The 26,803-nt window shown below is 68.9% G+C and carries 22 protein-coding genes; 8 read left to right on the top strand and 14 right to left on the bottom strand.

Annotated elements, in window-relative coordinates; all coding sequences use genetic code 11:
- The first annotated feature begins 51 nt into the window (after nt 1-51).
- Genes AC07EQ_RS34935 through AC07EQ_RS34925 form a run of 3 tightly spaced genes read left to right on the top strand, consistent with a single transcriptional unit; the run spans nt 52 to nt 2,596 of the window.
- The gene (locus AC07EQ_RS34935) at nt 52-1,044 is read left to right on the top strand and encodes an alpha-ketoacid dehydrogenase subunit beta (RefSeq protein WP_478392133.1); all 993 of its coding nucleotides are present in this window, start codon (nt 52-54) and stop codon (nt 1,042-1,044) included.
- 1 nt (nt 1,045) lies between these two features.
- Nucleotides 1,046-2,305 (top strand): dihydrolipoamide acetyltransferase family protein, encoded by a 1,260-nt coding sequence (locus AC07EQ_RS34930; protein ID WP_478392091.1) that lies wholly within the window; start codon nt 1,046-1,048, stop codon nt 2,303-2,305.
- Between the two features lie 18 nt (nt 2,306-2,323).
- Nucleotides 2,324-2,596: a chorismate mutase gene (locus tag AC07EQ_RS34925; protein WP_478392090.1), complete on the top strand. Its 273-nt coding sequence runs from the start codon at nt 2,324-2,326 to the stop codon at nt 2,594-2,596.
- 200 nt (nt 2,597-2,796) lie between these two features.
- Here the strand turns inward: AC07EQ_RS34925 and AC07EQ_RS34920 are convergent, their stop codons facing one another.
- The 4 genes from AC07EQ_RS34920 to AC07EQ_RS34905 form a co-directional block, all read right to left on the bottom strand.
- Nucleotides 2,797-3,474, bottom strand: a complete 678-nt coding sequence (locus AC07EQ_RS34920; protein ID WP_478392089.1) for an MBL fold metallo-hydrolase — start codon at nt 3,472-3,474, stop codon at nt 2,797-2,799.
- Between the two features lie 49 nt (nt 3,475-3,523).
- Nucleotides 3,524-4,033: a DUF7144 family membrane protein gene (locus tag AC07EQ_RS34915; protein ID WP_478392088.1), complete on the bottom strand. Its 510-nt coding sequence runs from the start codon at nt 4,031-4,033 to the stop codon at nt 3,524-3,526.
- 158 nt (nt 4,034-4,191) lie between these two features.
- The gene (locus tag AC07EQ_RS34910) at nt 4,192-5,277 is read right to left on the bottom strand and encodes a cation:proton antiporter (protein WP_478392087.1); all 1,086 of its coding nucleotides are present in this window, start codon (nt 5,275-5,277) and stop codon (nt 4,192-4,194) included.
- A 217-nt stretch (nt 5,278-5,494) separates the two neighbouring features.
- Complete coding sequence (locus AC07EQ_RS34905) at nt 5,495-6,274, bottom strand: maleylpyruvate isomerase N-terminal domain-containing protein (protein WP_478392086.1); 780 nt, start codon at nt 6,272-6,274, stop codon at nt 5,495-5,497.
- 308 nt (nt 6,275-6,582) lie between these two features.
- Between AC07EQ_RS34905 and uvrA the strand changes: the two genes are divergently transcribed.
- From uvrA to AC07EQ_RS34890, 3 genes are all read left to right on the top strand, one after another.
- Entirely contained in the window at nt 6,583-9,444 is a 2,862-nt protein-coding gene (gene uvrA / locus AC07EQ_RS34900) for an excinuclease ABC subunit UvrA (protein WP_478392085.1), read from the top strand.
- A 273-nt stretch (nt 9,445-9,717) separates the two neighbouring features.
- Nucleotides 9,718-10,167: an SRPBCC family protein gene (locus AC07EQ_RS34895; RefSeq protein ID WP_478392084.1), complete on the top strand. Its 450-nt coding sequence runs from the start codon at nt 9,718-9,720 to the stop codon at nt 10,165-10,167.
- A gap of 117 nt (nt 10,168-10,284) precedes the next feature.
- Nucleotides 10,285-10,731 carry a hypothetical protein gene (locus AC07EQ_RS34890; protein ID WP_478392083.1) on the top strand — a complete coding sequence of 149 codons (447 nt, stop codon included), beginning with the start codon at nt 10,285-10,287 and terminating at the stop codon, nt 10,729-10,731.
- Between the two features lie 68 nt (nt 10,732-10,799).
- Here the strand turns inward: AC07EQ_RS34890 and AC07EQ_RS34885 are convergent, their stop codons facing one another.
- Nucleotides 10,800-11,258 (bottom strand): SdrD B-like domain-containing protein, encoded by a 459-nt coding sequence (locus AC07EQ_RS34885; protein WP_478392082.1) that lies wholly within the window; start codon nt 11,256-11,258, stop codon nt 10,800-10,802.
- 204 nt (nt 11,259-11,462) lie between these two features.
- Here AC07EQ_RS34885 and AC07EQ_RS34880 point away from each other — a divergent pair, with 204 nt between their 5' ends.
- Nucleotides 11,463-11,606 (top strand): hypothetical protein, encoded by a 144-nt coding sequence (locus AC07EQ_RS34880; RefSeq protein WP_478392081.1) that lies wholly within the window; start codon nt 11,463-11,465, stop codon nt 11,604-11,606.
- A gap of 53 nt (nt 11,607-11,659) precedes the next feature.
- Here the strand turns inward: AC07EQ_RS34880 and AC07EQ_RS34875 are convergent, their stop codons facing one another.
- The 5 genes from AC07EQ_RS34875 to AC07EQ_RS34855 all read right to left on the bottom strand — a co-directional run bounded on the left by AC07EQ_RS34875 (nt 11,660) and on the right by AC07EQ_RS34855 (nt 18,896).
- Nucleotides 11,660-14,173 carry an ABC transporter substrate-binding protein gene (locus AC07EQ_RS34875; protein ID WP_478392080.1) on the bottom strand — a complete coding sequence of 838 codons (2,514 nt, stop codon included), beginning with the start codon at nt 14,171-14,173 and terminating at the stop codon, nt 11,660-11,662.
- Nucleotides 14,174-14,263: 90 nt separating this feature from the next.
- Nucleotides 14,264-15,742 (bottom strand): beta-N-acetylhexosaminidase, encoded by a 1,479-nt coding sequence (locus tag AC07EQ_RS34870; RefSeq protein WP_478392079.1) that lies wholly within the window; start codon nt 15,740-15,742, stop codon nt 14,264-14,266.
- Nucleotides 15,739-16,590 (bottom strand): carbohydrate ABC transporter permease, encoded by an 852-nt coding sequence (locus tag AC07EQ_RS34865; RefSeq protein ID WP_132489570.1) that lies wholly within the window; start codon nt 16,588-16,590, stop codon nt 15,739-15,741. Before AC07EQ_RS34865 ends, AC07EQ_RS34870 begins: the two co-directional genes overlap by 4 nt.
- The gene (locus AC07EQ_RS34860) at nt 16,587-17,468 is read right to left on the bottom strand and encodes a carbohydrate ABC transporter permease (protein WP_478392078.1); all 882 of its coding nucleotides are present in this window, start codon (nt 17,466-17,468) and stop codon (nt 16,587-16,589) included. Before AC07EQ_RS34860 ends, AC07EQ_RS34865 begins: the two co-directional genes overlap by 4 nt.
- A gap of 141 nt (nt 17,469-17,609) precedes the next feature.
- Nucleotides 17,610-18,896 (bottom strand): extracellular solute-binding protein, encoded by a 1,287-nt coding sequence (locus AC07EQ_RS34855; RefSeq protein ID WP_478392077.1) that lies wholly within the window; start codon nt 18,894-18,896, stop codon nt 17,610-17,612.
- A 284-nt stretch (nt 18,897-19,180) separates the two neighbouring features.
- Between AC07EQ_RS34855 and AC07EQ_RS34850 the strand changes: the two genes are divergently transcribed.
- The gene (locus tag AC07EQ_RS34850; RefSeq protein ID WP_478392076.1) at nt 19,181-21,064 is read left to right on the top strand and encodes a glycoside hydrolase family 5 protein; all 1,884 of its coding nucleotides are present in this window, start codon (nt 19,181-19,183) and stop codon (nt 21,062-21,064) included.
- A gap of 7 nt (nt 21,065-21,071) precedes the next feature.
- Here AC07EQ_RS34850 and AC07EQ_RS34845 read toward each other — a convergent pair whose 3' ends face one another.
- The 4 genes from AC07EQ_RS34845 to AC07EQ_RS34830 form a co-directional block, all read right to left on the bottom strand.
- Nucleotides 21,072-21,680, bottom strand: a complete 609-nt coding sequence (locus AC07EQ_RS34845; RefSeq protein ID WP_478392075.1) for a hypothetical protein — start codon at nt 21,678-21,680, stop codon at nt 21,072-21,074.
- A gap of 298 nt (nt 21,681-21,978) precedes the next feature.
- Nucleotides 21,979-23,139, bottom strand: a complete 1,161-nt coding sequence (locus AC07EQ_RS34840) for a lactonase family protein (RefSeq protein ID WP_478392074.1) — start codon at nt 23,137-23,139, stop codon at nt 21,979-21,981.
- A 92-nt stretch (nt 23,140-23,231) separates the two neighbouring features.
- Nucleotides 23,232-24,953 (bottom strand): amidohydrolase family protein, encoded by a 1,722-nt coding sequence (locus AC07EQ_RS34835; protein WP_478392073.1) that lies wholly within the window; start codon nt 24,951-24,953, stop codon nt 23,232-23,234.
- Nucleotides 24,954-25,283: 330 nt separating this feature from the next.
- Nucleotides 25,284-26,699 (bottom strand): GntP family permease, encoded by a 1,416-nt coding sequence (locus AC07EQ_RS34830; protein WP_478392072.1) that lies wholly within the window; start codon nt 26,697-26,699, stop codon nt 25,284-25,286.
- Nucleotides 26,700-26,803: the final 104 nt, after the last annotated feature.

The following is a 26,803-nucleotide window of genomic DNA, read 5'->3' as shown; positions in this document are numbered from 1 at the left end:
GTTGCGGGATCAGCTCCCGAAGCAAGGACTTCGAACCAGCGCTCGATGACGATGGCACAGGTGCTCAACACAGCCCTGCGGGACGCTCTGCATGAGGATCCATCCGTGCACATCATGGGCGAGGATGTGGGCGCGCTGGGAGGGGTGTTTCGGATCACCGACGGATTGGCCGACGAATTCGGCAGCGACCGGTGTGCGGATACTCCCCTGGCGGAGTCGGGGATCTTGGGGACCGCCGTGGGAATGGCGATGAACGGGCTGCGCCCGGTAGTGGAGATGCAGTTCGATTCCTTCGCATACCCGGCTTTCGAGCAACTCGTCAGCCACGTCGCCCGCATGCGCAACCGAACGAAGGGCCGCATGCAGCTGCCGATAACCATCCGCATTCCCTATGGCGGCGGAATCGGTGCGGTCGAGCACCACAGTGACTCATCTGAGGCCTACTACATGCACACGCCGGGGCTGCACGTCGTCTGCCCGGCCACCCATGCTGACGCCTACGGCCTGCTGCGGGCATCGATCTCTTCCGATGACCCGGTGATTTTCTTGGAACCCAAAAGGCTGTACTGGTCCAAAGCCCAGTGGTCACCGGAATCCATTCCGGAAGTGGATCCTCTCGGCACCGCGGCGGTCCGTCGTCATGGGACTTCGGCGACGCTGATCACGTATGGTCCGAGCCTGCCGGTGTGCATGGAGGCAGCCGAGGAAGCCACCCAGGAAGGCTGGCAGCTCGAAGTCCTGGACCTGCGCTCATTGGTGCCGTTCGACGACGAAACGGTGTCCGCTGCAGTGCGGCGGACAGGACGTGCGGTCGTGGTGCATGAGTCGGCAGGTTTCGCGGGTCCGGGCGCGGAGATCGCAGCGCGCATCACCGAGCGGTGCTTCCACCACTTGGAAGCACCCATTCTGCGAGTCGCCGGCCTGGACATTCCGTACCCGCCGCCGATGTTGGAGAGCCACCACCTGCCCTCCGTGGACCGAATTCTCGATGCCGTGGCTCGCCTGCAATGGGAGCCGGGCACATCCGAAGGAGCGGCCTGCTGACATGTCACCGATCCGTGAGTTCCGGCTGCCTGACATCGGAGAAGGTCTCACCGAGGCGGAAATCGTTCGATGGCTCGTGGAAATTGGCGATCACGTGCACGTCGACCAGCCGGTGGTCGAGGTGGAGACCGCAAAGGCCACTGTCGAACTGCCTTGCCCGTACGAGGGAAGAGTCGCCAGTCGAGTGGGAGCGGAGGGCGAGGTCCTCGCCGTTGGCAGCACCCTGGTGACACTCGAGGTCATGCCCGAACGGGCGCAGGATACGTGCAATGTACTTGTCGGCTCTGGCGTCCGTGCTGTTCCCCCTCGGAACGGCGGTCGTGTTCGCTCGGTACCTGTTCCCCGTCATACTGCGAACACCGTTGTGCGTCCCGCATCCGTCACACATACCACCCCGGCGGATCTGGCGGGCGCAGCGGTCGCCGTGGTCTCACCACTCGTACGCCGCTTCGCCAGAGAGAACGGGATTGACCTTCGGACCGTCCAGGGCACGGGCGCGGGTGGTCTTGTCCTGCGTGCGGACGTCGAAAGAGCGCTCGCCGCAGGCCGCCGAGCCGATGCGCTCGAGCATGCGGAAGGCGAGCGCATTCCGATTCGCTCTGTGCGCAAAGCCATTGCCGACAAGCTATCCCGCAGTCGACGCGAGATACCAGACGCTACGTGTTGGGTCGATGCCGATGCCACCGACCTGCTCGCGGCCAGGGACGTACTCAGTTCCGCTACCGAGCGGACCGGTCTGCTCGCGCTACTGGCACGCATCTGTGTCGACGCCGCGCTCCGGTTCCCCGAATTGAATTCCACAGTAGATATTGGCCGCCAGGAGATCATCCGCTTCTCCGACATCAACCTCGGCTTCGCAGCGCAGACTGACAGGGGGCTGTTGGTGCCTGTCGTGCACAAAGCCAATCAGATGACCACCTCCCAACTGTCGCGCGAGATCGCGCGGCTCGTCGAGTCCGCTCGGGTCGGCACGCTTGCTCCGTCGGAACTGACCGGTGCGACCATCACGTTGAACAACTACGGCCGTTATGGAATCGACGGTGCCACACCGATCCTCAATCACCCCGAGGCGGCGATGTTCGGCGTGGGCCGCATCGTGGCCAAGCCCTGGGTCCACGAAGGTGAGTTGGCGGTGCGCCAGGTCGTGCAACTCAGCTTGACGTTCGACCACCGAGTCTGCGATGGCGATGTCGCTTCAGGTTTCCTCCGCTATGCCGCCGATCACGTTGAGCAGCCGATCAAACTCATATCATCTCGGTAGTCGAAAGGTGCCCAAGCCATGTCTCTCGTATCCATGCCGGGCGAATTCACCCAGGCCAAGGTCGACGTGTCGACGCTTCGCCAAAAAATTGATGATATCGACCAGCGCGTCATCGAATTGCTGCGTACTCGCAAAGACCTGTCCCGGCAGGTTCAGCGCACCCGCACCGATGTGGGAGTACCGCGGATTGAACCGGTGCGGGAAGCGGAGGTCACCGAGACCTACCGGGCGAGCTTCGGCGATGCTGGCAGTACCTTCGCTGCGGCACTACTTCGGATTTGCCGAGGATGATAAAGATGCGGTGAAGCCCCGCGCGGCTGGCGTCTTAGATCTGGCGGGGCCGGTCGTCTTCGCGGGTGGCGACGAAGGCGGTCGATCCACCCGTACGTGCGCGGCCCGCAGCGCTTCCAGCACTGCGGGCCCGCAGTCCGTGCCCAGCCACTCCGCGAGCAGTCGGTGCACCCGCTCGACCTAGGCCGCGAGGCCGGCGCTCACCAGCCGCGCTCGCGCCACTCGGCGAGCTTGGGGCGCTCCGCCCCGAGCGTCGAGTCGTCGCCGTGGCCCGGGTAGAACCAGGTGTCGTCCGGCAGCTCGGCGAAGATCCGGTTCTCCACGTCGTCGATCAGCGACCGGAAGTTCTCCGGGGAGCCGGTCTTGCCCACGCCGCCGGGGAACAGGGAGTCGCCGGTGAACAGGTGCGGGTGCCCGTTCGGGTCGCGGTAGAGCAGGGCGATCGACCCCGGCGTGTGGCCGCGCAGGTGGATCACCGACAGCTGGGACTCACCGACCTCGATGGTGTCGCCGTGCTCGACCAGGCGGTCCGGCGGCACCGGCAGCGCATCGGCGTCCGCCGGGTGCGCCAGCGTGAAGCACCCGGTCTGGCCGGCGACGGCGCCCAGCGCCTGCCAGTGGTCGGCGTGCTGGTGGGTGGTCACGATGGTGCGCAGCCGCGGGCGCTGGGCGTCGTGGCCGAGCAGGTCGGCCAGCCGCTCCGAGTCGTTGGCGGCGTCGACCAGCAGCGCGTCGCCGGTGCTGCGGCACACCAGCAGGTACGCGTTGTTGTCCATCGGACCGACCGAGATCTTGGTGATGGTCAGCGCGTCCAGTTCACGGCGCGCCGGGGCACCACCTGGTTCGACGTGTCCGTCGTACTGTCCTTGAAGCTCCACGGCCCGAGCCTAACGCCCCGCGCTCGCGGCTCCGGCGGATGATCGCCGGTCAGGCGACCGCTCCTCGCGGCGGCACCATCAGGCCGTAGATCACCAGCACGGACATCGCGATGACCACCAGCGACCACAGCGGGAACGCCGCGAGGAACGCCAGGTGCGCGATCGCGCTCAGCGCGGCCAGGCCGATGCCCGTCATCCGCGCCCACATCTGCCCGTACATGCAGCCGACGCCTGCCACGACCTGCACGACGCCCAGCGCCAGCCAGAACCAGCCCCAGGCGGCGAAGTCGAAGACCAGCAGCTGAGCGGTTCCGACGAGGTAGTAGGTGGGCCGGAACAGCGCGGTGATCCCGCCGATGATGTTGAAGATGCCGATCATCGCGATCAGCGACCCGGCGAACGCCAGCCACCCGGACATCGCGCCGGTGGGCTGCGCGGGCGCCATCGCCCACTGTTTCTGCTGCTCAGGAGCAACGGCCTGCTCGGGCGCAGCGGTCTGTTCGGGCATCGTCCCCTCGGCCTTCGCCTGGGACTCGGGCCCGGTCTGCGGACTGGACATCGTGCACGCCCCCTCAGTTTGCTCGATGACGTGTCCACCGACAGAGTCGCGCTTTCGGGGCATTCGTGCAGCTCGACCGGGTGCTCAGGCGGACGGCTTCGCCACGGGCGCCGGCCGGCTGAGGTGCAGCCCCAGCATCGGGAAGAGGAGCACGCTGATCATCGCCGCGCCGACCAGGGCGGAGGCGGTGCTCGGCGGCATCGCGCCGACCTCGGCAGCGCCGCGGACCCGAGCAGCGCGAGCGTCAACTTCGGACGCTTCGGCAGGTCGCGGCGGTGCAGGACGAGGATCGGCAGCCCGCGGATCACGAAGAACAGCACCAGGAACACCGGCAGCAGCGCGAACGCGCTCGGCGTCGCCAGCAGCGCGGCCAGGTCGTAGCGCATGCCGCTGACCACGAAGAACAGCGGGATGAACAGGCCGAAACCGATGGCCTCGATCTTGCCCTCCACGACTTCGGCCTCCTCGGGGTCGCCGGCGTCGAGGAACAGCCGGACCACGAGCCCGGCGACGAACGCGCCGAGCAGCACGTCGAGGCCGAGGGCACCGGCGATCCACAGCATCAGGACGACCACGACCATGCACAGCCGCACCGCGAACTGCGCGCTGGTGCCCAGCGTGGTGCGGATCAGCCGGCTGATGCGCTCCGACCGCCGGTGCGCCGCCACCCACAGCATCCGGGCGGCCGCCAGCCCGAACACGGCCAGCAGCAGGATCGTGCGCAGCGGGCTCTGGTCGTTGAGCAGCAGCGCCACCGCGAGGATCGGGCCGAACTCGCCGAGCGCCCCGATCGCCAGCACCCGGATGCCCAGCGGCGTGCCCAGCAGGCCCGCGTCGCGCACCATCGGCAGCGTGGTGCCCAGCGCGGTGGTGGTCAGCGCCAGGCCGACGATCAGCGACGAGTACGAGAAGCCGTGCACGAGGGCCCCGAAGCCCAGGCCCAGGACCAGCGAGATCAGCCAGCCCACCGTCGCCAGCCGCATCGGCTTGCCGCGCACGTCGCCGAGCTTGAGCTCGTAGCCGGCCAGGAAGATCAGCATCGCCAGGCCGAAGTCGGCGAGGAAGCCGATCACGTCGTCCTCGCGGGCCCAGCCGAACACCTGCGGCCCGATGAGGATGCCGAGCAGGATCTCCAGCACCACGGAGGGGATCGCGACCCAGCGGGCGATCCGGTCGCTCAGCAGCGGGGCGAGCGTGGCGGCGGCCACCACGATGGTGAGGGTCGACAGCGTCGCCAGCGGCACTAGTACCTCCAACGGATGAACCGGCCGGTCATCCGCTGAAACTAGGTCGCGGCGCACGACGCTGCCGCGCGTGAAAGCACCCTTCCCCCGAACGTGGCGCGGGTGCGCCCGCTACGGGCCAGGATGGACGTTTTACCTGGTCAGGAGCCGTGTGCACGTTGTGCTGCTATGGCGACACAACGTGCGCACGGGTGGTGAGCTGCGGAAGCGGGCGGGTTCAGAGCCAGTCCGGGAGGTTCGGGGGGTCGCCGTCCAGCAGCTCCGGTCCGGTCCGGCCCAGCAGCCAGCCGAGCATCGGGCCCGGCTCGCCGCGCACCCGGCTCGGCGGGGCGGTGGTGCCGCGCAGGTCCCAGGTCCGCCGGTGGTCGCCGAAGTCGACCTCCACCGACAGCGCGGGCACGTCCGGCCGCCCGCCGTACTGCTGGACCACGTCCTCCAGCAGCTGCTCCGCGGCCGACCGCGGGATGTCGTCGAAGTCCACGTCGTGATCGAGGTCGACCAGGTGCACCCAGATCTCCAGCAGGCGCAGGCGCAGCATGTGGTGCGCGGGCATCGGGTCGCCCACCGCGTCGGCGATCTCCGCGGTCCACGCCGCCGCCGGCAGCGTGCGGGCGGCGTGCGCGAAGCGGTCGCAGGACGCCGCCAGGTCCTCCAGCAGCAGCCGGTGGCTGCGCACCGCGCCTTCGGCGATGGCCTCGTCCCGGTCGTCGGCGCTGGCGTACATCGAGTGCTCGATCCCGGTCCGCGCCCAGATCAGCAGGTTGACGAACCCGTCGGCGTTGCGGGCCAGGTGCGTGATCACGTGCGCCCTGCTCCACCCGGGCAGCAGGCTTGGCTGGCGCACGGCCAGCTCGTCGAGTCCGGCGACCGTGTCCAGCAGCCGGTTGCTCGCTTCGTCGATGGCGGTCAGCTGGGTCGTGACCTGGTGGGCGAGTTGTGCGGCGGCCGCCGGCTGCGCAGCGCTGCGGCCACCGGTCCCGAGGGCGATATCAGCCATGAGGTCAACCTCTGCGTGCAGGAGGGGATTTCGCGACCGGTGAACATCGAGCTTAATTGCGCAGGCCACAGGCGCGACAGTGCCCATTCCGGGGGAATTTGCGTATCGTCGGAGGAGTCGCGGTCGACCTCCCCGTGTGTCACTCGTTCGGGTACGGGGTGGTTGTTGCGCGGGCTGCGCGCCGCACGCGATCCGGGACTGTCAGAGGCCCCGAATAGCATGGGCGGGCGACGTCGCGTACCTGCCGATGCACTGCCTGCAGCCGGCGCGCGTCCACGTCAACACCAGAACTTTTCGAAGGGATCACCGTGGCTGACCGCCTTGTCGTTCGCGGCGCCCGTGAGCACAACCTGCGCGGGATCGACCTGGACCTGCCCCGAGACAGCCTGATCGTGTTCACCGGGCTGTCCGGCTCCGGGAAGTCGAGCCTGGCCTTCGACACCATCTTCGCGGAGGGACAGCGCCGCTACGTCGAGTCGCTGTCCGCCTACGCCCGCCAGTTCCTCGGCCAGATGGACAAGCCCGATGTGGACTTCATCGAGGGCCTGTCCCCGGCGGTGTCGATCGACCAGAAGTCCACCAGCCGCAACCCGCGGTCGACGGTGGGCACCATCACCGAGGTCTACGACTACCTGCGGCTGCTGTACGCCCGAGCCGGCAAGCCGCACTGCCCGACCTGCGGCGAAGCGATCAGCAAGCAGACCCCGCAGCAGATCGTGGACCAGGTGCTGGAGATGCCCGACCGGGCCAAGTTCCAGGTGCTGGCCCCGGTGGTGCGCGGCCGCAAGGGCGAGTACGTCGACCTGTTCGAGCAGCTGCAGTCGCAGGGCTACGCCCGCGCCCGCATCGACGGCGTGGTGCACCAGCTGGACGCCCCGCCGAAGCTGAAGAAGCAGGAGAAGCACGACATCGCGGTGGTCATCGACCGGCTCACCGTGAAGACCGGCGCGAAGCAGCGGCTGACCGACTCGGTGGAGACCGCGCTGCGGCTGGCCGACGGGCTGGTGCTGATCGAGTTCATCGACCTCGACGAGGACGACCCGAACCGGGAGCGGAAGTTCTCCGAGAACCTGGCCTGCCCCAACGGCCACCCGCTGGGCGTGGACGAGCTCGAACCGCGGTCGTTCTCCTTCAACTCGCCCTACGGGGCGTGCCCGGAGTGCGCGGGCCTGGGCATCCGCAAGGAGGTCGACCCGGAGCTCGTCGTGCCCGACGAGGAGCTGTCGCTGGCCGACGGCGCCATCGCGCCGTGGGCGGGCGGGCACACCGCGGAGTACTTCACCCGGCTGCTGACCTCGCTGTCGGAGGCCATCGGCTTCCGGATGGACGCGCCGTGGCGGCAGCTGTCCACCAAGGTCAAGAAGGCGGTGCTGCACGGCACCAACGACCAGGTGCACGTCCGGTACAAGAACCGCTACGGCCGGACCCGCTCCTACTACGCCAACTACGAGGGCGTCATCCCGTTCCTGGAGCGGCGGCTGGAGCAGACCGAGTCCGACTACGCCCGCGAGAAGTACGAGGGCTACATGCGGGACGTGCCGTGCCCGGCCTGCGACGGCACTCGGCTCAAGCCGGAGATCCTGGCCGTCACGATGGAGAACGACGAGCGCGGCGAGCTGTCCATCGCCGAGGTCAGCGCGCTGAGCGTGCGCGAGTGCGCCACGTTCCTGGACGGGCTGGTGCTCGGCCCGCGCGAGCAGATGATCGCCGGTCGGGTGCTCAAGGAGGTGCAGGCGCGGCTGGGCTTCCTGCTCGACGTCGGCCTGGACTACCTGTCGCTGGACCGCGCGGCCGGGACGCTCTCCGGCGGCGAGGCGCAGCGCATCCGGCTGGCGACCCAGATCGGTTCCGGCCTGGTCGGCGTGCTCTACGTGCTGGACGAGCCGTCGATCGGGCTGCACCAGCGGGACAACCACCGGCTGCTGGAGACCCTCAGCCGGCTGCGGGACCTGGGCAACACGCTGATCGTCGTCGAGCACGACGAGGACACCGTGCGCAGCGCGGACTGGGTGGTCGACATCGGGCCCGGCGCGGGCGAGCACGGCGGTCAGGTCGTCCACAGTGGACCGTACAAGAAGCTGCTGGAGAACAAGCAGTCGCTGACCGGCGCGTACCTGGCGGGGCGCAAGCAGATCCCGGTGCCCGAGATCCGGCGCCCGCGCGACCGCAAGCGGCAGCTGACCGTGGTCGGGGCGCGCGAGCACAACCTGCGCAAGATCGACGTGTCGTTCCCGCTGGGCTGCCTGGTGTCGGTCACCGGCGTCTCCGGATCGGGCAAGTCGACGCTGGTCAACGACATCCTCGCGTCGGTGCTGGCGAACAAGCTCAACGGCGCCCGGCAGGTGCCCGGCAGGCACACGCGGATCAAGGGCCTGGAGCACGTCGACAAGCTGGTGCAGGTCGACCAGTCGCCGATCGGCCGCACCCCGCGGTCGAACCCGGCCACCTACACCGGCGTGTTCGACCACATCCGCAAGCTGTTCGCGGCGACCACCGAGGCGAAGGTGCGCGGCTACCAGCCGGGCCGGTTCTCGTTCAACGTCAAGGGCGGCCGGTGCGAGTCGTGCGCCGGTGACGGCACGCTGAAGATCGAGATGAACTTCCTGCCGGACGTGTACGTGCCGTGCGAGGTGTGCAAGGGCGCCCGGTACAACCGGGAGACCCTGGAGGTGCACTACAAGGGCAAGACGATCGCCGAGGTCCTCGACATGCCGATCGAGGAGGCCGCATCGTTCTTCGAGCCGATCAACGCCATCCACCGGCACCTGAAGACGCTGGTGGACGTGGGCCTGGGCTACGTGCGGCTGGGGCAGCCGGCGCCCACGCTCTCCGGTGGTGAGGCGCAGCGCGTCAAGCTGGCCAGCGAGCTGCAGAAGAGGTCCACCGGCAAGACGGTCTACATCCTCGACGAGCCGACGACCGGCCTGCACTTCGAGGACATCCGCAAGCTGCTCGGCGTGATCAACGGCCTGGTGGACAAGGGCAACACGGTGATCGTGATCGAGCACAACCTGGACGTCATCAAGACGGCGGACTGGGTGCTGGACATGGGCCCGGAGGGCGGCTCCGGCGGCGGCATCCTGGTGGCCGAGGGCACCCCGGAGGAGCTCGCGGAGATCGACGAGAGCCACACCGGCCGCTTCCTGGCCCCGGTCCTCTCCGAGAACTGACCCATCGACGGGGTAGAACACCTGCCGGCCGGTAAATCGGACAGCAGGTGTTCTGCTAGGTCAGGCTCGCCCGTCCGGAATCGTCCGGTCAGGCTCGGGTGTAGTGCACGCCGATCGCGCCATCGGGCAGGACGGTGGTTTGGGCCAGGGACCAGTTCGAGGCGGGAATTCCCGCCTCGGTTCTTCGATCCGCATCCGTGAGTTCGACGCCATCGGCTGGAAGGCGCCTTTCGCGTGTCGGGTTCGTTACCCCGGCTGACTAGGTTCGGCGGCATGGCGCAGAACGAGTTCTCGGTTTCCAGCAGCGTTGTCGTGCAGGCCCCGCCGGAGGCGGTTTTCGCCGTGCTGGCAGATCCGCGCAAGCATTCGGTCATCGACGGCTCCGGCACGGTGCAGGGGGAGATGAGCGGCCCGGAGCGGCTGGTGCTCGGCTCCAAGTTCGGGATGCGGATGCGCAGGGGCGTCGGCTACCGGATCACCAACACCGTGGTGGAGTACGAGGAGAACCGGCTGATCGCGTGGCGGCACATGCTGCCCGGCCGGTGGCGGTACGAACTGGAGCCGGTCGGCGACGCGGCGACGAAGGTGACCGAGACCTACGACTTCACCGCGATGCTGCCGAAGCTGGTCGCGCGCACCGGCCTGCCGAAGCAGAACCAGCGGTCGATCGAAGCCACCCTGCAGCGCCTCAAGGACCACCTGGAGGACGGCGAGCAGGCCTGAATCGGGCGCCTCCGCACTGTTCTCGGTGCGGAGGCGAAGGTGCGCCGCAGCTGCGCCAGTGGTTGCGGTTCGATGAACACTGCCCGCGCAGGTGAAGCCAGATGTTGAACTCGGCTCATGGGATTCTTCCGGGACAAGAAAGTCAACGCCATCGGGGATGAAGCTCAGGCAGCACGTGAAGCCGGTCAGGCACGGTTCGTCGCTCGCCTGAACCTGCCGATGACTCACCACCTTCTCTCCGGGGAAGTTCCGGACTGGTCCATGCAGGTTGAGGTGGTCGAACGCGCCGGGTGGTCGGTGGAGCACTTCTCGGTTACGGCGGACAAGCAAGGTCGCCCCGAGGCGTACGTCCTGTTTCAAACGACAGTGAAGGCGCGGCGCCGCAGATTCTCGTTGGTCGGCTGGGTGACGTTCCACGGGTCACGGGAATCGCAGGTCAGCACCGCGTATTCGAGGCAGATCGAATACGCGGTGCTGCTGCCCACCTTCGCAGGCCGTCCACGGTGTAGCGGACTGGTTGTCAGTCACCGCACCGGTTTCGGCGGGGTTGACCTCTCGCCGTAGCTCCGGCCAGGAACTCCGCACCGGGCAAGTGGTCGCCATCGGTCCACAATGGACTTATGGTCACGTCACTACTGTATGCCGAAGTTCTGAATCGCGTCGACGCCACCCGAGCCGAGCGAGCCCCCGACGGCCCACGGCGTGGTGTGGACGTGTCCGGCGCCGTCGAACTGGACCGAGTACTTGCCCTTCTGGGTGAGATCGGCGAAGCGGTAGTGCCCGTTCTCGTCGGTGAGAGTCGAGATCGTCGAACCATCGCTGGTCAAACCCAGGGATACCCTGAAGCCGGCTGCGCCGGGCTCGTCGGGTTGCTGCTGACCATCGCCGTTCAGGTCGAAGAAGCCGACTCCGGACACCGAGCTGGTTCGTTCTTCGGCATATGCCGGCAATCCGATGGCGGTGACCAGCAATGGGGCCGCGATCAACGCGGCCAGGACTCGTCGCACAGGATCCTCCTCGGCAGTAGACGGCGAACGGGCCGTCATGGACATGTCCCATCCGAAGACCGCCCCGATGCGGCCGGTCTTCACCCTTGCGACGCTCGTGACGGCCCGAGGTTGCCTGGATCGGTGGAGAACCTTCAAGGCGTGCTTGCTGGGAGCCGCGTGCCACCCCGTGGCGAGCTGGGTGAGGTGATTTCGCGTGACGCACTTTCGTGCTGTTGAGCGGGCGGTCTGGCCACTCTTCCGAAATGGTGATCCACGCCCGCGAACAACGCTCGCACGGAGGTATCGATGCGTCGAAAGCTCACTTGGCTCGCAACCCTCGCCGCGGTGGCGACCCTGGTCATGCTCGGAGAAGCCGGGATCGCCAGCGCGGCCGCCGACCCCATCACCGGCATCTTGGGAGGACTGAAGCTGCCGCTGCTGGGCGGCTAGTCGTTTCGCTGCCGCGAGTGCCGGGCATCCCGCCGGGGTGCCCGGCACTCGCATCATCTGGGGCAGGTGGGGGATGGCTCTGGAGTTCTGCCGCAGTGCATCACGACCTCGGGCGTCCGCCCGCTCTTGCCCTCCACTCGCATCACCGAGATCGCCTTCCGCACCGGGACCTGCCCGGTCGGCGAGCCGAAGTCGATGGGGCCGCTGATCGCGCGGATGCCTTCGGGGTTCTCGCTGAGCCGGGCGATCCCGTACCAGACCGCCAGGCCGTTCAACGGCGTCGTCCCGACATCGGCCTGTCCTTCGGTGACCTTCTGCACCGCCTGCCGGACCAGGTGGACCGCGTCGAAGGCCAGCATCGACCGGCCCGCCAACCCGTCGTCGCCTGGTAGCACGCGCTTCCCGGTGAAGTCGATGTAGTCGAGCTGGATCCCCTCCCGCAGCTCCCGGTCGAGCAGGAACTTCGTCGCGTCGTCACCGGCCATCAGCTTCGGCATGTTGGCGTCGCCGACGCACCGGTCCTGCACGGCGCTCAGGTAGTTGCTGAAGTCGTCCGCCCGCGCCGTGTACAGGGCCAGCGATTCGGGTCCGCACTGCACGGCGTCCGATGGGATGCCGTGCTGGGTGTTCCGGAGTTCGGCCGAACCTTCCAGCTGGTCGTCGACGTCGAGCGCGAGGTTCCTGCTGTAGGTGTCGGCTTCGTCGTAGAAGACGGTGACGTTCTTGCTGCCCAGGTCCCGCACGTGCTGCGCGATGACCTCGGATTCCCAGTGGTTCGTCGGCCCCACCTGGTGGTAGAGCCTGCTGAGACCGGGGAAGCTGTCGGCCGAGGTCACCGTCCCCACCATGGCCAGCCCGTTGCTGCCCAGCACGGTGATCGCGTCGCCGGTCTCCCGCCAGCTGCCGCCCAGCCCGACGACCGCCACCACCGGTGCTTCCTGCCGGGGCTCGGTGAAGTCGACGATGTGCTCGGCCACGGCCTCGGCGTGCTTCATCTTCGCGCCGCCGTTGGCGAGCACGATCCGGATCGCCACGCGGTCGTTGATGCGCGCGCTCCGCTGGGCCTCGGCCAGCCCTTCCAGCTCAGCCGCGACGCCGTCCAGCGTCGACGAGTCCGGATCCCGGCCGGTGAGGGTGCTGAAGTAGACGATCGAGAAGTACGCGACCTGCTTGCCGTCCGCCACCGACCGCTGGTGCAGGTCCTCGGACTCGGCGTTCTGCTGGTTGATCTGGTCCTGCGCGGCGATGAGTCGATCACGCAGGACCGGCTCCGAGATGTCGGCGGAGAAGCGGTGCTCCGAGTCGGCGATCCCGACGCACTCGCCGCCGGTCGACCACAGCGCGGTGTTGGTCCACGGCCACCAGCTCCGGCCGCAGTGGCCGTAGTACTGCTGCAGGTAGACGCCGCCGCCCCCGAGCACCAGCAGGACCACCAGCAGGACCGGGATGCGGCGCAGCAGCTTGGAGCGCTTCAGCGGCAACGTCGTCTGGCCCAGCGAAATGCCCGGCTCGTCCTCCGTCGACGGCGGTTCGTCGGCCACCCGCAGCGTCACGTACCAGGCGGTGTTCGAGCGCTTGCGCCGCGCTTCCTGCAGCGTCTCCGGCCAGCTTTCGAGGGTGACCGGCGCGCTCGGCGTCTCGCTGTCCTGCAACGGTTCCGGGCCGCTGCCGATCACCAGCAGCGGATCCGGCAGGCCGGTCTCGTTGCGCACGTCGTTGATGAGCCGGACCAGCACCTTGCCGACGGTGTCCTCGCCGAGGTTGCGCAGCAGCAGGACCGGGTAGCAGTCCTTGGGCACCCACTGCCAGCGCCACAGCCGCCGCGCGTAGGAATCGGTGAGGTCCGCCAGGAACGCGTGCACCAGGAGTTTTCGCACCTGTTCAGCGTTCTCCCAGCGCGACGGTGTGGTGATCAGGCGCTGCGCGAAGCTCGGGAAGTCCGCGGATTCGCCCGGCGACAGGTAGCGCTGCCGCATGAACCAGCGAGCGGCGCGGCTCCGGCGCACCCACCACGCGTAGTAGAGCGGGAAGAACGTCAGCGACAGCACGAAGAGGTACCAGGGCAGGCTCTGCGCGGCCGACTCCCACAGCGCGGCCTCCTGCTGCTGGGGCTGGCCGCGCCGGGGCCGGCGGCTGCGGAGGTATTCGCGCAGCAGCTGGCGGGTGTGCGAATGCGGGGCCTGGGCCAGGTTCGTCGGCGGCAGGTTCTTCTTCAGCAGCCAGCTCAGCAGCGCGTACCGGCGGAAGCGCAGCCGGCCGATCCGCGGCCAGGAGTCGGCGTCGCGCAGCCCCTGGGCCGCGTTGTCCAGCACCTTCCGGATCTGCACCGACTTCTGCCGCGGCGTCTCGGCGGGCGTCCCACCGACGTCGAGCACCACGTGCGGCACGATGGTGCCGAGGTGGTCGGAGAGCTGGTCGATGAGCCGGCCGGAGGAGTTCTCGCGCAGCAGGTGGATGATCGGCTGGTCCGGGAGCTTCTCCACGCGGCGTCGCCGGGCCCACCGCCGCCCGAGGCGGGACGGCAGCCGGGAGACCGGGACCCCCTGGCTCACGGGCGCTTCCGTCATCCTCACCTCCGGTGACCGGTAGATCATTCAACGTGACGTTACCGGTGGCCGAGGCGAATCCGGACGGATTTCAGGGTTTTCTCCGCCGGCTCACCGCGGCCGGCCGGGCACGCCGGGGCGGGTCTGCCAGGGGAGCGGGCCGCCGAGCGGGCGGTATTCGACGCCGTAGGCGTCCAGGCGGGGCAGGTGGTGGTCGACGAGGCGGCGCCGGAAGTCGGTGAAGTCCCGGTTTCTGCTCCAGGCGACCTCGGCGAACGCGGTCAGCCGCGGGAAGGTGGCGTAGTCGACGCGGCGCGGGGTGTCCAGGTGCTCGGTCCAGACCTGCGCCTGCACGCCGAGCGCGCGCTCGGTCAGCGGTTCGTAGGCGTAGACGTCCTCGAGGGTGGTGCGGAAGCCGACCGGGATGGGCTCGTCGGGGTGGTCGGACTGCCGGTGGTCGAAGTAGAGGTGGTGTTCCGGGCACAGCACCACGTCGTGGCCGCGCTCGGCGGCGCGCAGCGCGGTCCGCTCGTCGCGCCAGGTCGCGATGATGGTCTGCGGCGGCAGCGGGTCGACCGCTTCCAGGATCTCGTCCCAGGCCGATGCCCGGCGCCCCTGGGCGTGGATGTGCTCGACGAGCGAGCGCAGGAAGGGGCCGTGCTCCGGCGTCGCGCCCGGGACCTCGTCGCCGCCGATGCAGATCACCGGCGATGGGAAGACCTCCATCAGGTGGTCCAGGACGGCGCGGTAGAAGTCCAGCGTGGCCGGGTCGGTGTTGAGGATTTCGTCGCTGACGCCCCAGGATTCCCAGACGCGCGGCCACTGCGCGGTGCCCAGTTCCGGGTAGGCGGCGATCGCGGCCTGGCTGTGGCCGGGCACGTCGACCTCCGGGACGACGGTGATGTGGTGCCGGGCGGCGTGGGCGACGATCTCCCGCAGGTCGTCGCTGGTGTAGAAGCCGCCGTGCGGGCGTTCGTCGAACTCGGGCTGCTCGCCGCGGCCGACCATCGAGCGCCGCCGCCAGGCGCCGACGCGGGTCAGGTCGGGGAACCGCGGAACCTCGACGCGCCAGCCCTGGTCGTCGGTCAGGTGCAGGTGCAGGACGTTGAGCTTGTGCATGGCCAGCAGCTCGACGAACCGGAGGACTTCGCGCTTGGGCAGGAAGTGCCGGGCCACGTCGAGGTGGCAGCCGCGCCAGGCGAACCGCGGCCGGTCCTCGACCCGGCCGCACGGCAACAAGCACCGTCCATAGTGGATCAGCGCGCTCCGGTACGCGGCCGGGCCGAGCAGCTGCCGCAGGGTCTGCGCGGCGTGGTGCGCGCCGGCCGCGTCGTGCGCGACGACTTCCACGCCGTCCGGCCGGATCTCCGCGCGGTAACCGCCGGGCGCGGACTCGGCCGGGTCGACGCGGAACTCGATCGTCGGCCGCGCCGCGTCCGGCAGCGGCAGCCCGGTGGCGGCGCCGACGTGCCGCCGGAACCAGCCGGCCGTGGTGGGTTCGCCGCCCACCGTGGTGTCCCGGTCCAGCTCGAACATCCCCGCGGCCGGTGCCACCAGCGCGGGCTTCGGTACCAGCGAGTCCCAGCTCATCCCTTCACCGCCCCGGCCAGCCCGGACACCAGTCGCCGCTGCACCACCACGAAGAAGATGAGCACCGGAATCGTCATCAGCGTTGAACCGGCCATGATCGCGCCCCAATCGTTGCCCTCAGGAGTGAAGAACACCAGGATCGCCATCGGCAGCGTCTGGTTCTCCGACGCCGAGATGATGAACGTCTTGGCGAACAGGAAATCGTTCCAGGCGTGGATGAACGAGAGCACGCTGGTGGCCACCAAACCCGGTGCCACCAGCGGGAAGAGCACCTGCCAGACGAACCGGGTGCGGCTCGCGCCGTCCAGCGTCGCGGCCTCCTCCAGCTCGTCCGGGACGGCCGCGACGAACCCGCGCAGCATCCAGATCGCCAGCGGCAGGCTGAACGCCAGGTGCACCAGCACCAGCGAACCGAGGTGGTTGAGCCCGAACGCCGGGGCGACCGAACCGACCTCGCGCATCAGGAAGAACAGCGGGATCGTCAGCGCCTCCACCGGAACCATCTGCGCCACCAGCAGCATCAGCAGCAGCACGGTGCGGCCGCGGAAGCGGAACCTGGTGAGCGCGACGGCGGCGAGGAACGACATCAGCAGCGAGACCAGCACGACCGCGCCGGCCACCAGCAGGCTGTTCACGAAGTACCCGCCCAGCCCGTCCACTGTGAACACGCGGCGGAAGCTGTCCAGGGTGGGGGTGAAGGTCCACGGCCGGGGATCGGTCGAGAGCAGCTCGCCCTCCGGCTTGAAGGCCGAGAGCACCATCCAGTACAGCGGGAACGCCACCACGACCGCGATCAGCACCGCGACCGAGTTGGCGGCGAGCAGCCGGGGTTTGCGCAATGCACTCATGCGTTGGCCTCGTCCTTCCGCTGGGCCCGCAGGTAGGCCAGCGTGATCAAGATGAGCAGCACGGTCATCACCACGCCGATGGCCGAGCCGAGCCCGTAGTTCGAGCCCGCGAAGGCCGACTGGTACGCGTAGACGTTGAGGACCATGTTCTGGCCGGCCACGCCGCCGCCGTTGGTCATCACGTAGATCTGGGTGAAGATCTTGAAGTCCCAGATGATCGACTGGATGGTGGCGATGACCAGCACCGGGCGCAGCATCGGCAGCAGCACGCTGCGCGCGGTGCGCCAGGCCGACGCCCCGTCCAGCGCCGCGGCCTCCACCACCTCGGCCGGGATCCCGGTGAGCCCGGCGTAGGTGGTGACGAGCACGAACGGGAACGAGCACCAGATCACCTCGGCGGCGACCAGGCCGAAGGCCACGAACTTGTCGTAGGTCCAGGAGAAGCCCGCCGCGCCGTCGATGCCGACGCCGGTGAGCACCTCGTTGACCAGGCCGAAGTCCTGGTCGAACAGGAACAGCCAGACCGTCGACCCGGCCATCGCCGGGGTGGCCCAGGCGCCGATGGCGGCCAGGAACAGCAGCAGCCGCGGCAGCGGGCTGATCCTGGTGGCCAGCACCGCGAGCGCGATGCCGACCGCCAGGCTGCCCACCACGCAGACCGCGGCGAAGACGCAGGTCTGCACCAGGATCGTCCAGAACTTGCCATCCCCGAGCAGCGTCAGGTAGTTGTCCGCGCCGAGGAACACCACCGGCGCGCCACCGGACGCCTGCGCCTGCCCGTACTCGTACAGGGAGATCTGCACCAGCTGGTAGAGCGGGTAGCCCATCATGCCGATGAGCAGCAGCGCCGCCGGTGCGAGGTAGAGCAACGCGGCCATCACACCTGACCTCGAACCCGTGTCGTGCAGCGGTGCGGGTAGCGGTGCCTCTCCGGGACGGGCGCAATTTCCATTGAAATTGGACCTTCAATTTCAATGGAAATTGCGGATCCGCCGGTCCGTCGCGTCGAAACCGGCATCTCAGCGACCTTCGAAGACGGTGTTCATCTGCTTGGCCGCGTTGCCGGTCGCCTCGTCGACGCTGGTGCCGGTGATGATCTGCTGCACCATCGTCGGCAGGACGCCCTGCGCGTCGACCTTCGACCAGGTCGCCGAGGTGGGCACGAACCGGGTGCCCGCCTGCAACGTCCGCACGAACGGCGCGACCTTCGGGTCACCGGCCGCGAGTTCCTGCTGCACGTCGGTGAAGGTCGGCAGGTTGCCCATCGCCGCGTACATCTTGCGCTGGTACTCCTTGCCGGCGAGCAGCTGCACGAACTCGCGCGCCAGCGTCGCGCGCTTGGACGACTTCATGACGCCGAGCATGTTGCCGCCGGCGAAGGCCGGGGCGACCGAACCGGCGGTGTTGCCGGGCAGCGGCACGACGGCGTACTTCCCGCCGGCGGCACCGGCGTCGACCGCGGCGCGGTTGAAGTCGCCGCCGATCGTCATCGCCGCCTTGCCGGAGGCGAACGCCTGCACGGCCTGGCTGCCGGTCAGGTCCGCGCACTGCTCGCGCGGGCACGCCCCGCCGGTGATCAGCGACGCGTAGGCGTCGACGCCCTGGCGGGCGGCGGGCTGATCCACAGTGGACACCCACTTCTCGCCGTCCCGGCGGGCCAGGTCGCCGCCGTTGGCCCAGATGAACGGCATCAGCGCGTAGTGGTACTTGCCGCCGATGGAGATGCCGTACATGTCGGGGCGGGCGCTGCGGATCCGCTGCGCGGTGTCGGCGAGTTCGGCCAGCGTGCGCGGCGGCTGCAGGCCCAGCTCGGCGAAGACGTCGGTGCGGTAGTACAACGCGCGGATGCCGGTGTACCAGGGCACGCCGTAGACCTTGCCGTCGACCTTCGCGGTCTCCAGCACGGCCGGGTTCAGGTCGCGGGATTCCGGCCACTGGCCGAGGTTCCCGGTGAGGTCGGCCAGGCCGCCGGCGGTGACGTACCCGGCCACGTCGGTGTTGCCGTACTCGGCGACGTCCGGCGCGCTGGCCGGGTCGTTGAAGGCGCCGGTGAAGCGCTGCGACCGGGTGTCCACGGGGATGTACTGGACATCCACCTGCACGCCCTGGTGTTCGGCTTCGAAGCGGGCGACCGCTTCGTCCACAGTGGCCTGCTTCGGGCCGCGGTTGGTCTCGTCGAACAGCCAGACCCGCAGGGTTCCGGTGCGTTCGTCCTCGGTGGGCGCGGACTGCTGGACCTGCGGCGGGCCGCAGGCCGCGAGCAGCGCGCCGACGGCGGCGACGGTGATGACTTTCCAGGCGCGCATGGGGATTCTCCGTTGCATCATGTGCAATTCCCGTTTTGCATTGAGCAATCGGATCGTAAGGACCGGTTTCCCCGAAGGCAAGGTCTGAACCAATCATGGCGCGTCCGGGATCGTGTCGTTGCGCCGCCGCGACCGGTCCGCGATCTAGCTTTTCCCGGTGAAGAACGGGAAAAGCGTTGATTTAACAGATCGTTTCGACCCGCTGTACCTGCGAAGATTGAGTTCCCGCCGCCGATCCGCGAATCGTTCGACCTGATTGGGAAGCCGACTGTGGAGACGTACGCATGATCGCCGGGGTGCTCGCCGCCGTCCTCGCGCTGCCGCTGCTGGCGCCCGTCCAACCGCCTGCCGAGGCGAAAACCGGGAATATCGCGGAATCCGGCGAAGCCTGGGCCGGACCGCTGCGCACCGAAGGGCGCTACATCGTCGACACGGGCGGGAACCGCTTCAAGCTGAAGGCCGGGAACTGGCACGGCGCCAGCGGAACCTGGACCGGCAGCGGCGACATCAATGATCCCGCCAACCACCATTCGGGTGAGAACAGCAATGGTATCCCGCTCGGACTGGACCGGGCCCCGATGGGTGAAATCATCGATAGCTTCCGGGAGCTTGGGATCAACAGCATCCGGCTGCCGTTCTCCAGCGACATTATCCACGACGCGGCGACCGTGCCGGACGCGGCGGTGGCCGCGAATCCCGAACTGCGCGGCAAGACCCGGCTCCAGATGTACGACGCGGCCGTTGCCGCGCTCACCGGCAGCGGTTTCGCGGTGATCCTGAACAACCACACCAACACGACCCGCTGGTGCTGCGGGCTGGACGGCAACGAGCGCTGGAACAGCAGCCAGAGCGACCAGAATTGGCAGGACGCCTGGGTTTTCATGGCCGGTCGCTACCGGGACAACCCGCGGGTGGTGGGCGCGGACCTCTACAACGAGGTGCGTCGCGACGTGATGGACGACCCGAACTGGGGACTTGGGGACAACCACGACTGGTTCGCGGCATCGCAGCTCGCGGGGGATCGGATCCTGACCGAGGCCAACCCGAACCTGCTGATCATCATCGAAGGCATCAACTGGACCGGCATCCCACTGGACGGCTTCCCGCACGGGAGGCCGACGCTGGAACCGGCGCGCACCCTCTCGCACACGCTGGTGAACTCGGGAAAGCTGGTGTACTCGGCGCACTTCTACGGCTACACCGGCCCGAACCACACCGGCGCCACCGGCCTGGGGGAGACGCACGATCCGCGGTACCGGGACATGGACCGCGACCAGCTCTACGACGTGCTGCGCCGACAGGCGTTCTTCATCACCGAGGAGGGGCAGCACTTCACCGCGCCGCTGTGGATCAGCGAGTTCGGCGTGGGTGGTCGTGACGAGCAGGACCCGAAGGAGCGGGCCTGGTTCGGCAACTTCGTCGACTTCCTCATCGCCAACGACACCGACTTCGCCTACTGGCCGCTGGTCGGCTGGCACGAGAACCGGCAGGGCAACGGCTGGGGCCTGGTGCACTGGGACGCCGCGGGCAACCGGATGTTCGTCGACGACGGCGACGACTGGCGCGCGGAAACCTGGCACCGGCTGGTGAACGCCGAGGCGAGCCCGGCGAAACCGGCCGACACCTGGCGGATGCTGGACGTGGACCACGGTGACCTCGTGCAGTCGGCCCGGCTGCGGGCCGAACCGGATTGGGACCCGGGCGCGGGCAAGGCGGCCTGCCCGGACGGTCAGCGCCTGATCGGCCTGAGCCACACGGGTTCCCGGGGCCTGTGCACCGACACCGGAGGCGGCGGCTGGGATGCGGGCTACGAGGTGGTCCGCGACGAGCGGCACGTGACCGACGACTGGGCGCCGGGCTTCACGAAGTTCCAGTGCCCGCCGGATTCCTTCGTCGTCGGCTACGCGACCAGGGGAGCGGACCTGTCGTCGACGGTGTGCGGAAAGGTCGCGAACCGGCTCGGCACGACCGGGAGCGCGGTCTGGTTCGACAGGTCGGACGCCCGCCCACCGGAGGCCCGCGGCGGAGACTTCGCCACGGGCCACTACAAGGGACAGTGCACGGACGGCGAGTACATCGCGGGAGTCGCCTTCACCGCCCGAGCGGGCTCCCCGGCGAAGGAACCCGACGCGCTGCTGTGTCGCGCCTGGAGTTCCGGCCAGGGGTGATCGCGTGTCAGACCGGGGGTTCCAGGTCTGTTGGGAGGATCTGCTCGGTGAGCAGGCGGCGGACCCTGGTGGTTCGGTCGGCGGCTTCGAGCCAGGCGTCGAGCAGCCGCCAGCCGTGGAAGTAGCCCAGCACGTACAGGGCCATCCCGCTGGCGCGCAGTGACCCCAGCGCCGCACCGGCTTCGGCGTCGGACAGCAGTGCCCAGCGCGAGAGGTATGCGGCGAGTTCCGGCTCCGGGCGTCCCTCGGCGGCCAGGAAAGCGGCGTTGGCCCAGGCTCCGAACAGGATGTTCTGAGCTCGGTGGACAGCGGCGAAATCGCTGCCATCCCGGGCGATTCCCTGTTCGGCGAGGACGTTGTCGGTCAGCCACGCCTGGGCCTCGTCGCCGGGGAACACGATGCTCTCCGTGTGCAGGCCGAGCCCTTCGCTGATCACGAACGACGGCGCGAGCATGAACCGGACCTGCTGGTCGAGGTGGCCCTGCTCGTCGACGAGCAGGCGTTCTTTGAGCATCGACTCGGCGATGTGCCCGGGGTGTCCTTCGTGCGCGACGACGTACAGGAGATCGGCGAGGTTGAACGGCAGATCGGTGTTGATGTGGATGGTCGATAACACCCAGGCATTCGCGGGCGTACTCCGGCAACGGCGGCTCTTCTCCGGCCAGCCGCCGGGCTACCGCGCGCAGCGCCATCAGCTGTGCGCCCAGGTAGCGGGCGCGATCCGGTGCGAACGGCGACTCGTCGAGCAGCGCTTCGGCGTCATCGGCCAATCGTCCGGCCGGGACCGGCTCCTCGCCGCCCAGCGAACGACGATTTCGACGGCTCGTTCGGGCTCGGGCTCGACACGATCCTGGACGGGATCGAGGCCCGGCTCGGCACCTGGCGCCCAGCCGGGCCACCGCGGCGGAAACCGGTCAGCCGTGGAACGTGATGGCCGCGACCGAGGGGCAGGCGTAGCTGTCCTGGGTGGGGGTGAGGATCCCGGTGCCGGGGTCGCGGGCCAGGCGGGTGATCGTGCCCGCCCGCTGGTTCGCCACGAACAGGGACGTCTGCTCCGGGTCCAGGGCGAAATGCCGGGGCCAGCTGCCGCCCGTCGGCGTCGTGCCCTGGAAGGTTAGGCCCGCTTCGTCGATGGCGAACGTGGCGATGCTGTCGTCGCCCCGGTTGGAGGCGTAGGCGAACTTCGCGTCGCGGGAGATCGCGATCTCCGCCGGGAAGTTCTCGCCGGATGCGTCGGGCTCGCGGGTGCCGACGACCTGGCCCGGGGTGAACCGGCCGGCCTCCGGATCCCAGTCCAGCACCGTGATCTCGGACTTCAGCTCGGCCAGCAGGTACGCGCGGGTGTAGTTGAACGCCAGGTGCCTGGGTCCGGTGCCCGCCGGGAGCTCCAGGTGCTGGTGCTGGGTGAGCTTGCCGGTGGCGGTGTCGAAGCCGTAGACGAACACCGCGTCCGCGCCGAGGTCGACGGCGACGACCCACCTCTTGGTGGGGTCCACGAGCACCTGGTGGGCGTGCGGCTGGGAGCCGGGGTGCTTGACCAGGTCGGTGGACTCGCCGATGCTGCCGTCGGCGTTGCGGCGGTGCACGGCGACCGTGCCGTCGGTGTAGTTGGCGGTGAACAGGAATTCGCCGCTGGGGTGCATCGCGATGTGCGTCGGGCCCGCGCCGCCGCTGGGCTGGCTGTTGAGCACCACCGGGTGGTGCGCGGAGAGGTCCACGGCGGTGATCGTGCCCTGCGGGATCTCGTTGGTGACGTACAGGAACTTGTGGTCCGGCGACCAGGCGAAGAACGACGCGTCGGGCACCCCGTCGACCACTCCGGACGGTTCGAGCACGCCGGCCTCGTTGCGGATCGCGACCTCCAGGCCGCGGCCCGGCGGGTTCGCCGAGGTGTAGCTGCCGATGAGCGTCATCAGGCCCGCCTGGTGGTGCGTCGCCGGCGCGGCGGGGTGCGGCGCGGCGGCCGGGGGTGCCGCGCAGGCGGTGCTGGTCGTGGCGATCCCGGCCGCACCGGCGAAGCCGACTGCGCCGACCGCGGTGAGGAACCGGCGACGCGGCATTGCGTTGTCCCGCACGATGTTCTCCCTGTTCGGTGGATGATCGCGGGTCAGTCTGCCGCATCGCGCGCGATTGGACTAGACCAAAACGGCGCAGTTTTCCGCGCGGGTCAGGGGAGCGCCGCCGCGCGCTTCGCGGGTTTCGCGGTGGGCGCGACGTCGGCGCCTGGGTTGCCGCCACAGGGGCCCGCGGTGCTCCAGTCCGGATCGACGTCCCGGCACGCGCCGGCCGCCTTCTGCGCCTGCACCATCTCGGCGACGTCGGCGAGCAGGCGCTTCGCGTCGTAGACGATGCCGTTGCGGATCGTCCACTGCACGCCTCCGATGCGCTTGATGTCGCCGGTTTCGGGGTCGAGCCGGGGAGTTCCGGTGCCGTACAGCGTTTTCAGGTCCTGCAGCGGGTTCTCACCGACGATCGCCAGGTCCGCCAGCAGACCCTCCCGGACGAGCCCGAACTCCGGCGCGGCACCGGTCGGCTCTGCCAGCGTCTGCGCGGTGCCGTACGTCATGGCCTCGATGGCCTCGATCGACGACAGCCCCGCCTCCCGCAGCATTTCCAGCTCGGCGATGTTGGCGAAGCCGTACAGGTTGTAGATGAAGCCCGGGTCGGTGCCGCCCGCGATCCGGCCACCGATCGCCTTGTAGTCGTGGACGAGCTGCATGTACTGCAGGTAGAAGCGCTTCCAGCGCACCTCGTCCTCTGTGCGCCAGTCGTAGTAGAACGAGCCGTGCGCCTCCGGGCTCGGCTCCCAGAAGTTCCACAGCGACGGCAGCGCGAACCGCGGGTGCCACTCCAGGCCGCGCGCCCGCAGCAGGTCCCGCCCGGCCAGGTAGACGCCGAACGTCGGCCCGAACGTCACGCCGTTGTCCAGCTGCCGCGCCAGGTACGACCGCCACTGCGGCGAACCCGGCGGGAAGGTGTAGTCGATGACCTCGGCCACCGCGCGCCAGCGCGACGCCTCGTTCTCGTAGTCGTAGTCCGGCGGCTTCGGGTGTTCGCGACCCTCCTTGAGCAGCGCCTCGAAGTGGCCGTAGAAGTGGGTCACCGTGCCCAGACCGAGCCGACCGGTTTCCAGCGCGTTGAGCTGCGGGTAGATCGGCGGCGAGTGGTGCATGGTGGTGCCCAGCCCGTGTCGCTTCGCCCGGGCGATCGCGGTCTCGATCTCCGGCCGCCCGTACGGGCCCTCGCCGAAGAACTTGATGCCGTCCACGCCGTGCCGCGCGGCCCAGTCAACCCAGCGGCGCGCCTTCTCCGGCGAATCGACCGGGCCGTCCTCCCAGCCGCTGCCCGGAGTCTGGTAGTTGACGATGCGCGGCGCCACGATCTCGTTGTGCTCGCTGCGTTCCTGGTCCGCGACGGCATCGGCGTTCTTGGTCAGCGAAACACCGCGCACCGTGGTGACGCCGTGGCCCAGCCACAGCTTGTACGCGTAGGTCCGCGGCGAACCGCCCGTGCCGCTGTGGGCGTGCTCGTCCACGAACCCGGGCAGCAGCCACATGCCCGTCGCGTCGATCTCGTGCTCGGCGTCGTGCGGCGCCCGGTTCGGCGCGAGCTGTTGCGACGGCGCGCCCGCCGGGATGATCTGGTGGATCCGGTTGCCCGCGATGACGACGTCCACCGGGCCGCGCACCTCGCCGCCGGTCCCGACGATCACGTTGACGCCGCGGACCACGAGCTTGCGGAACGGGCCGAGCCCTTCGCCCGGGCCGCGCGGCGGGGTCGGCGCATCCGCCGGGATCAGCGCGGAGGCGTCCGCCAGCGTCGGCGTCAATCCCACCAAACCCGCTGCGGCACCAGCGGATCGAAGCAACGACCGTCTGCTCAGGCCCATGCGGACACTCCTCGCGTCGGCGTCGGTGAACCCGTTCCTCAGTTGACAATCCGTTGAAGATTACGGGCATTTCCGACGCCGCAGCAAGGAAATCGGCGTCCTTCCGGCCGTTCGGCCCAGCGGTGGCTACCGGGGTCGTTTCAGAATGCGGCGTCAGCCGCATGCGGTGTGGGACTCAGCTCGCACCGCCGCGGGTTCTCAGACGTCGTCTGGCGAGGACAGCCCCGATGCCGCGTATTCGGTCATACGTAAGTCGGGGCTCCCACAGTCCAGGCGGCGTCTGAGGTTCCGCTACCCGCACCGCTATGCAAGCCCATTCTGAAATCATCGCTACGGAACCAGTGCGCTGAGCAGGGCTGCCATCGCGAAGCCCACCAGCGACAGGATCGTCTCCAGCACCGTCCAGCTCTTCAGCATGTCCTTGACCGGGATGCCGAAGTAGCGGCTGATGATCCAGAAGCCGCCATCGTTGACGTGCGAGGCGATGATCGAGCCGGCGGCGATGGCCACCGCGATCAGCGCCAGCTGCGCCTGCGAGTAGTCGCCGGCGTGCAGCAGCGGGGCGATGATGCCGCCGGTGGTCACGATCGCCACCGTCGCCGAACCCTGCGCGATGCGCAGGCCGCTGCTGATCACGTACGCCGACACCAGCACCGGCAGCCCGGTGGACTGCAGCGACCCGGCCAGCGCCTCGCCGACGCCGGTTTCGGCCAGCACCTTGCCGAAGAACCCGCCCGCGCCGATCACCAGCAGGATCATCCCCAGCGGGCGCAGCGCGGCGCCGGTCAGCTCGGAGATCTCCTTGCCGGTCATCCCGCGCCGCGTGCCCAGCAGCCAGAACGACAGCAGCACCGCGATGGTCAGCGCCACGGTGGGATTGCCGAAGAAGGTCAGCACGTTCAGCGCCGTGCTGCCCTTGGGCAGCGTGACGCTGCCGAAGGTGGCGCCGAGGATCAGCACCATCGGCAGGCCGATGATGAACCCGACGGTGCCCAGGCCCGGATCGCGGCGGCCCTCGGCGGCGTTCTTCTCGGCGACCGCGTCGGCCGCGGCCAGCATGTCCTCCGGCACCGGCAGGTGGATGCGGTTGCCGATCCAGACCGGGTAGAGCAGACCGCTGGCGATGAAGGCCGGGATGCCGCAGGCGAATCCCATCAGGATCACCCAGCCCAGGTCCACCCCGAGCAGCCCGGCGGCCACCACCGGGCCGGGGTGCGGCGGCAGGAACGCGTGCGTCATGGACAGCCCGGCCACCAGTGGCAGGCAGTACAGCAGGATGGACCGCTTGCCCTGCCGGGCCACCACGTACACCAGCGGCGCCAGCACGAAGATGCCGATGTCGAAGAACACGGGGATGCCGAACACCAAGCCGGACAGGCCCATCGCCAGCGGCGCGCGGCGCTCGCCGAAGGCGGCGAGCAGCCTGCGGGTCAGCAGCTGCGCGCCGCCGGAGGCCTCCAGCATCGAGCCGAGGATCGTGCCGAGGCCGACGATCGCGGTGATGTGCCCGAGGATTCCGGCGAAACCACCTTCCAGCAGCGATTCGCTGCTCTTCTGCGCGGTGCCGACGATCTCCTGGACCGACAGGCCGGCGGCCAGCGCGATCAGCAGCCCGGAGACGATCAGGGCGATGAACGGTTCGATGCGGAACTTGATGATCATCAGCAGCAGCACCGCGATGCCGACCGCGCACAACGTGAGCAGTCCGGAGGTCTCGTGCTGCAGCCAGTGGAGGAAGGTGTCCACTGCGGGGCTCCTCTAGGGGGGAGGGGAGGGGCGAAGCATCGGGTTCAGTTTGTTCTTGGAGCTTGTTCTCAAGCGGCGCAGCCGCTTAGCCCACGCACGCAACC

The organism is Saccharopolyspora sp. NPDC045839, from assembly GCF_056431645.1.
This window is presented reverse-complemented; position numbering and strand designations above follow the sequence as displayed.

Coding starts and splice junctions, on each gene's coding strand:
- AC07EQ_RS34935 (WP_478392133.1), top strand. CDS start 52: ATGGCACAGGTGCTCAACACAGCCCTGCGGGACGCTCTGCATGAGGAT.
- AC07EQ_RS34930 (WP_478392091.1), top strand. CDS start 1,046: ATGTCACCGATCCGTGAGTTCCGGCTGCCTGACATCGGAGAAGGTCTC.
- AC07EQ_RS34925 (WP_478392090.1), top strand. CDS start 2,324: ATGTCTCTCGTATCCATGCCGGGCGAATTCACCCAGGCCAAGGTCGAC.
- AC07EQ_RS34915 (WP_478392088.1), bottom strand. CDS start 4,033: ATGTCCAGTCCGCAGACCGGGCCCGAGTCCCAGGCGAAGGCCGAGGGG.
- AC07EQ_RS34905 (WP_478392086.1), bottom strand. CDS start 6,274: ATGGCTGATATCGCCCTCGGGACCGGTGGCCGCAGCGCTGCGCAGCCG.
- AC07EQ_RS34895 (WP_478392084.1), top strand. CDS start 9,718: ATGGCGCAGAACGAGTTCTCGGTTTCCAGCAGCGTTGTCGTGCAGGCC.
- AC07EQ_RS34890 (WP_478392083.1), top strand. CDS start 10,285: ATGGGATTCTTCCGGGACAAGAAAGTCAACGCCATCGGGGATGAAGCT.
- AC07EQ_RS34880 (WP_478392081.1), top strand. CDS start 11,463: ATGCGTCGAAAGCTCACTTGGCTCGCAACCCTCGCCGCGGTGGCGACC.
- AC07EQ_RS34875 (WP_478392080.1), bottom strand. CDS start 14,173: ATGACGGAAGCGCCCGTGAGCCAGGGGGTCCCGGTCTCCCGGCTGCCG.
- AC07EQ_RS34870 (WP_478392079.1), bottom strand. CDS start 15,742: ATGAGCTGGGACTCGCTGGTACCGAAGCCCGCGCTGGTGGCACCGGCC.
- AC07EQ_RS34865 (WP_132489570.1), bottom strand. CDS start 16,590: ATGAGTGCATTGCGCAAACCCCGGCTGCTCGCCGCCAACTCGGTCGCG.
- AC07EQ_RS34860 (WP_478392078.1), bottom strand. CDS start 17,468: ATGGCCGCGTTGCTCTACCTCGCACCGGCGGCGCTGCTGCTCATCGGC.
- AC07EQ_RS34855 (WP_478392077.1), bottom strand. CDS start 18,896: ATGCGCGCCTGGAAAGTCATCACCGTCGCCGCCGTCGGCGCGCTGCTC.
- AC07EQ_RS34850 (WP_478392076.1), top strand. CDS start 19,181: ATGATCGCCGGGGTGCTCGCCGCCGTCCTCGCGCTGCCGCTGCTGGCG.
- AC07EQ_RS34835 (WP_478392073.1), bottom strand. CDS start 24,953: ATGGGCCTGAGCAGACGGTCGTTGCTTCGATCCGCTGGTGCCGCAGCG.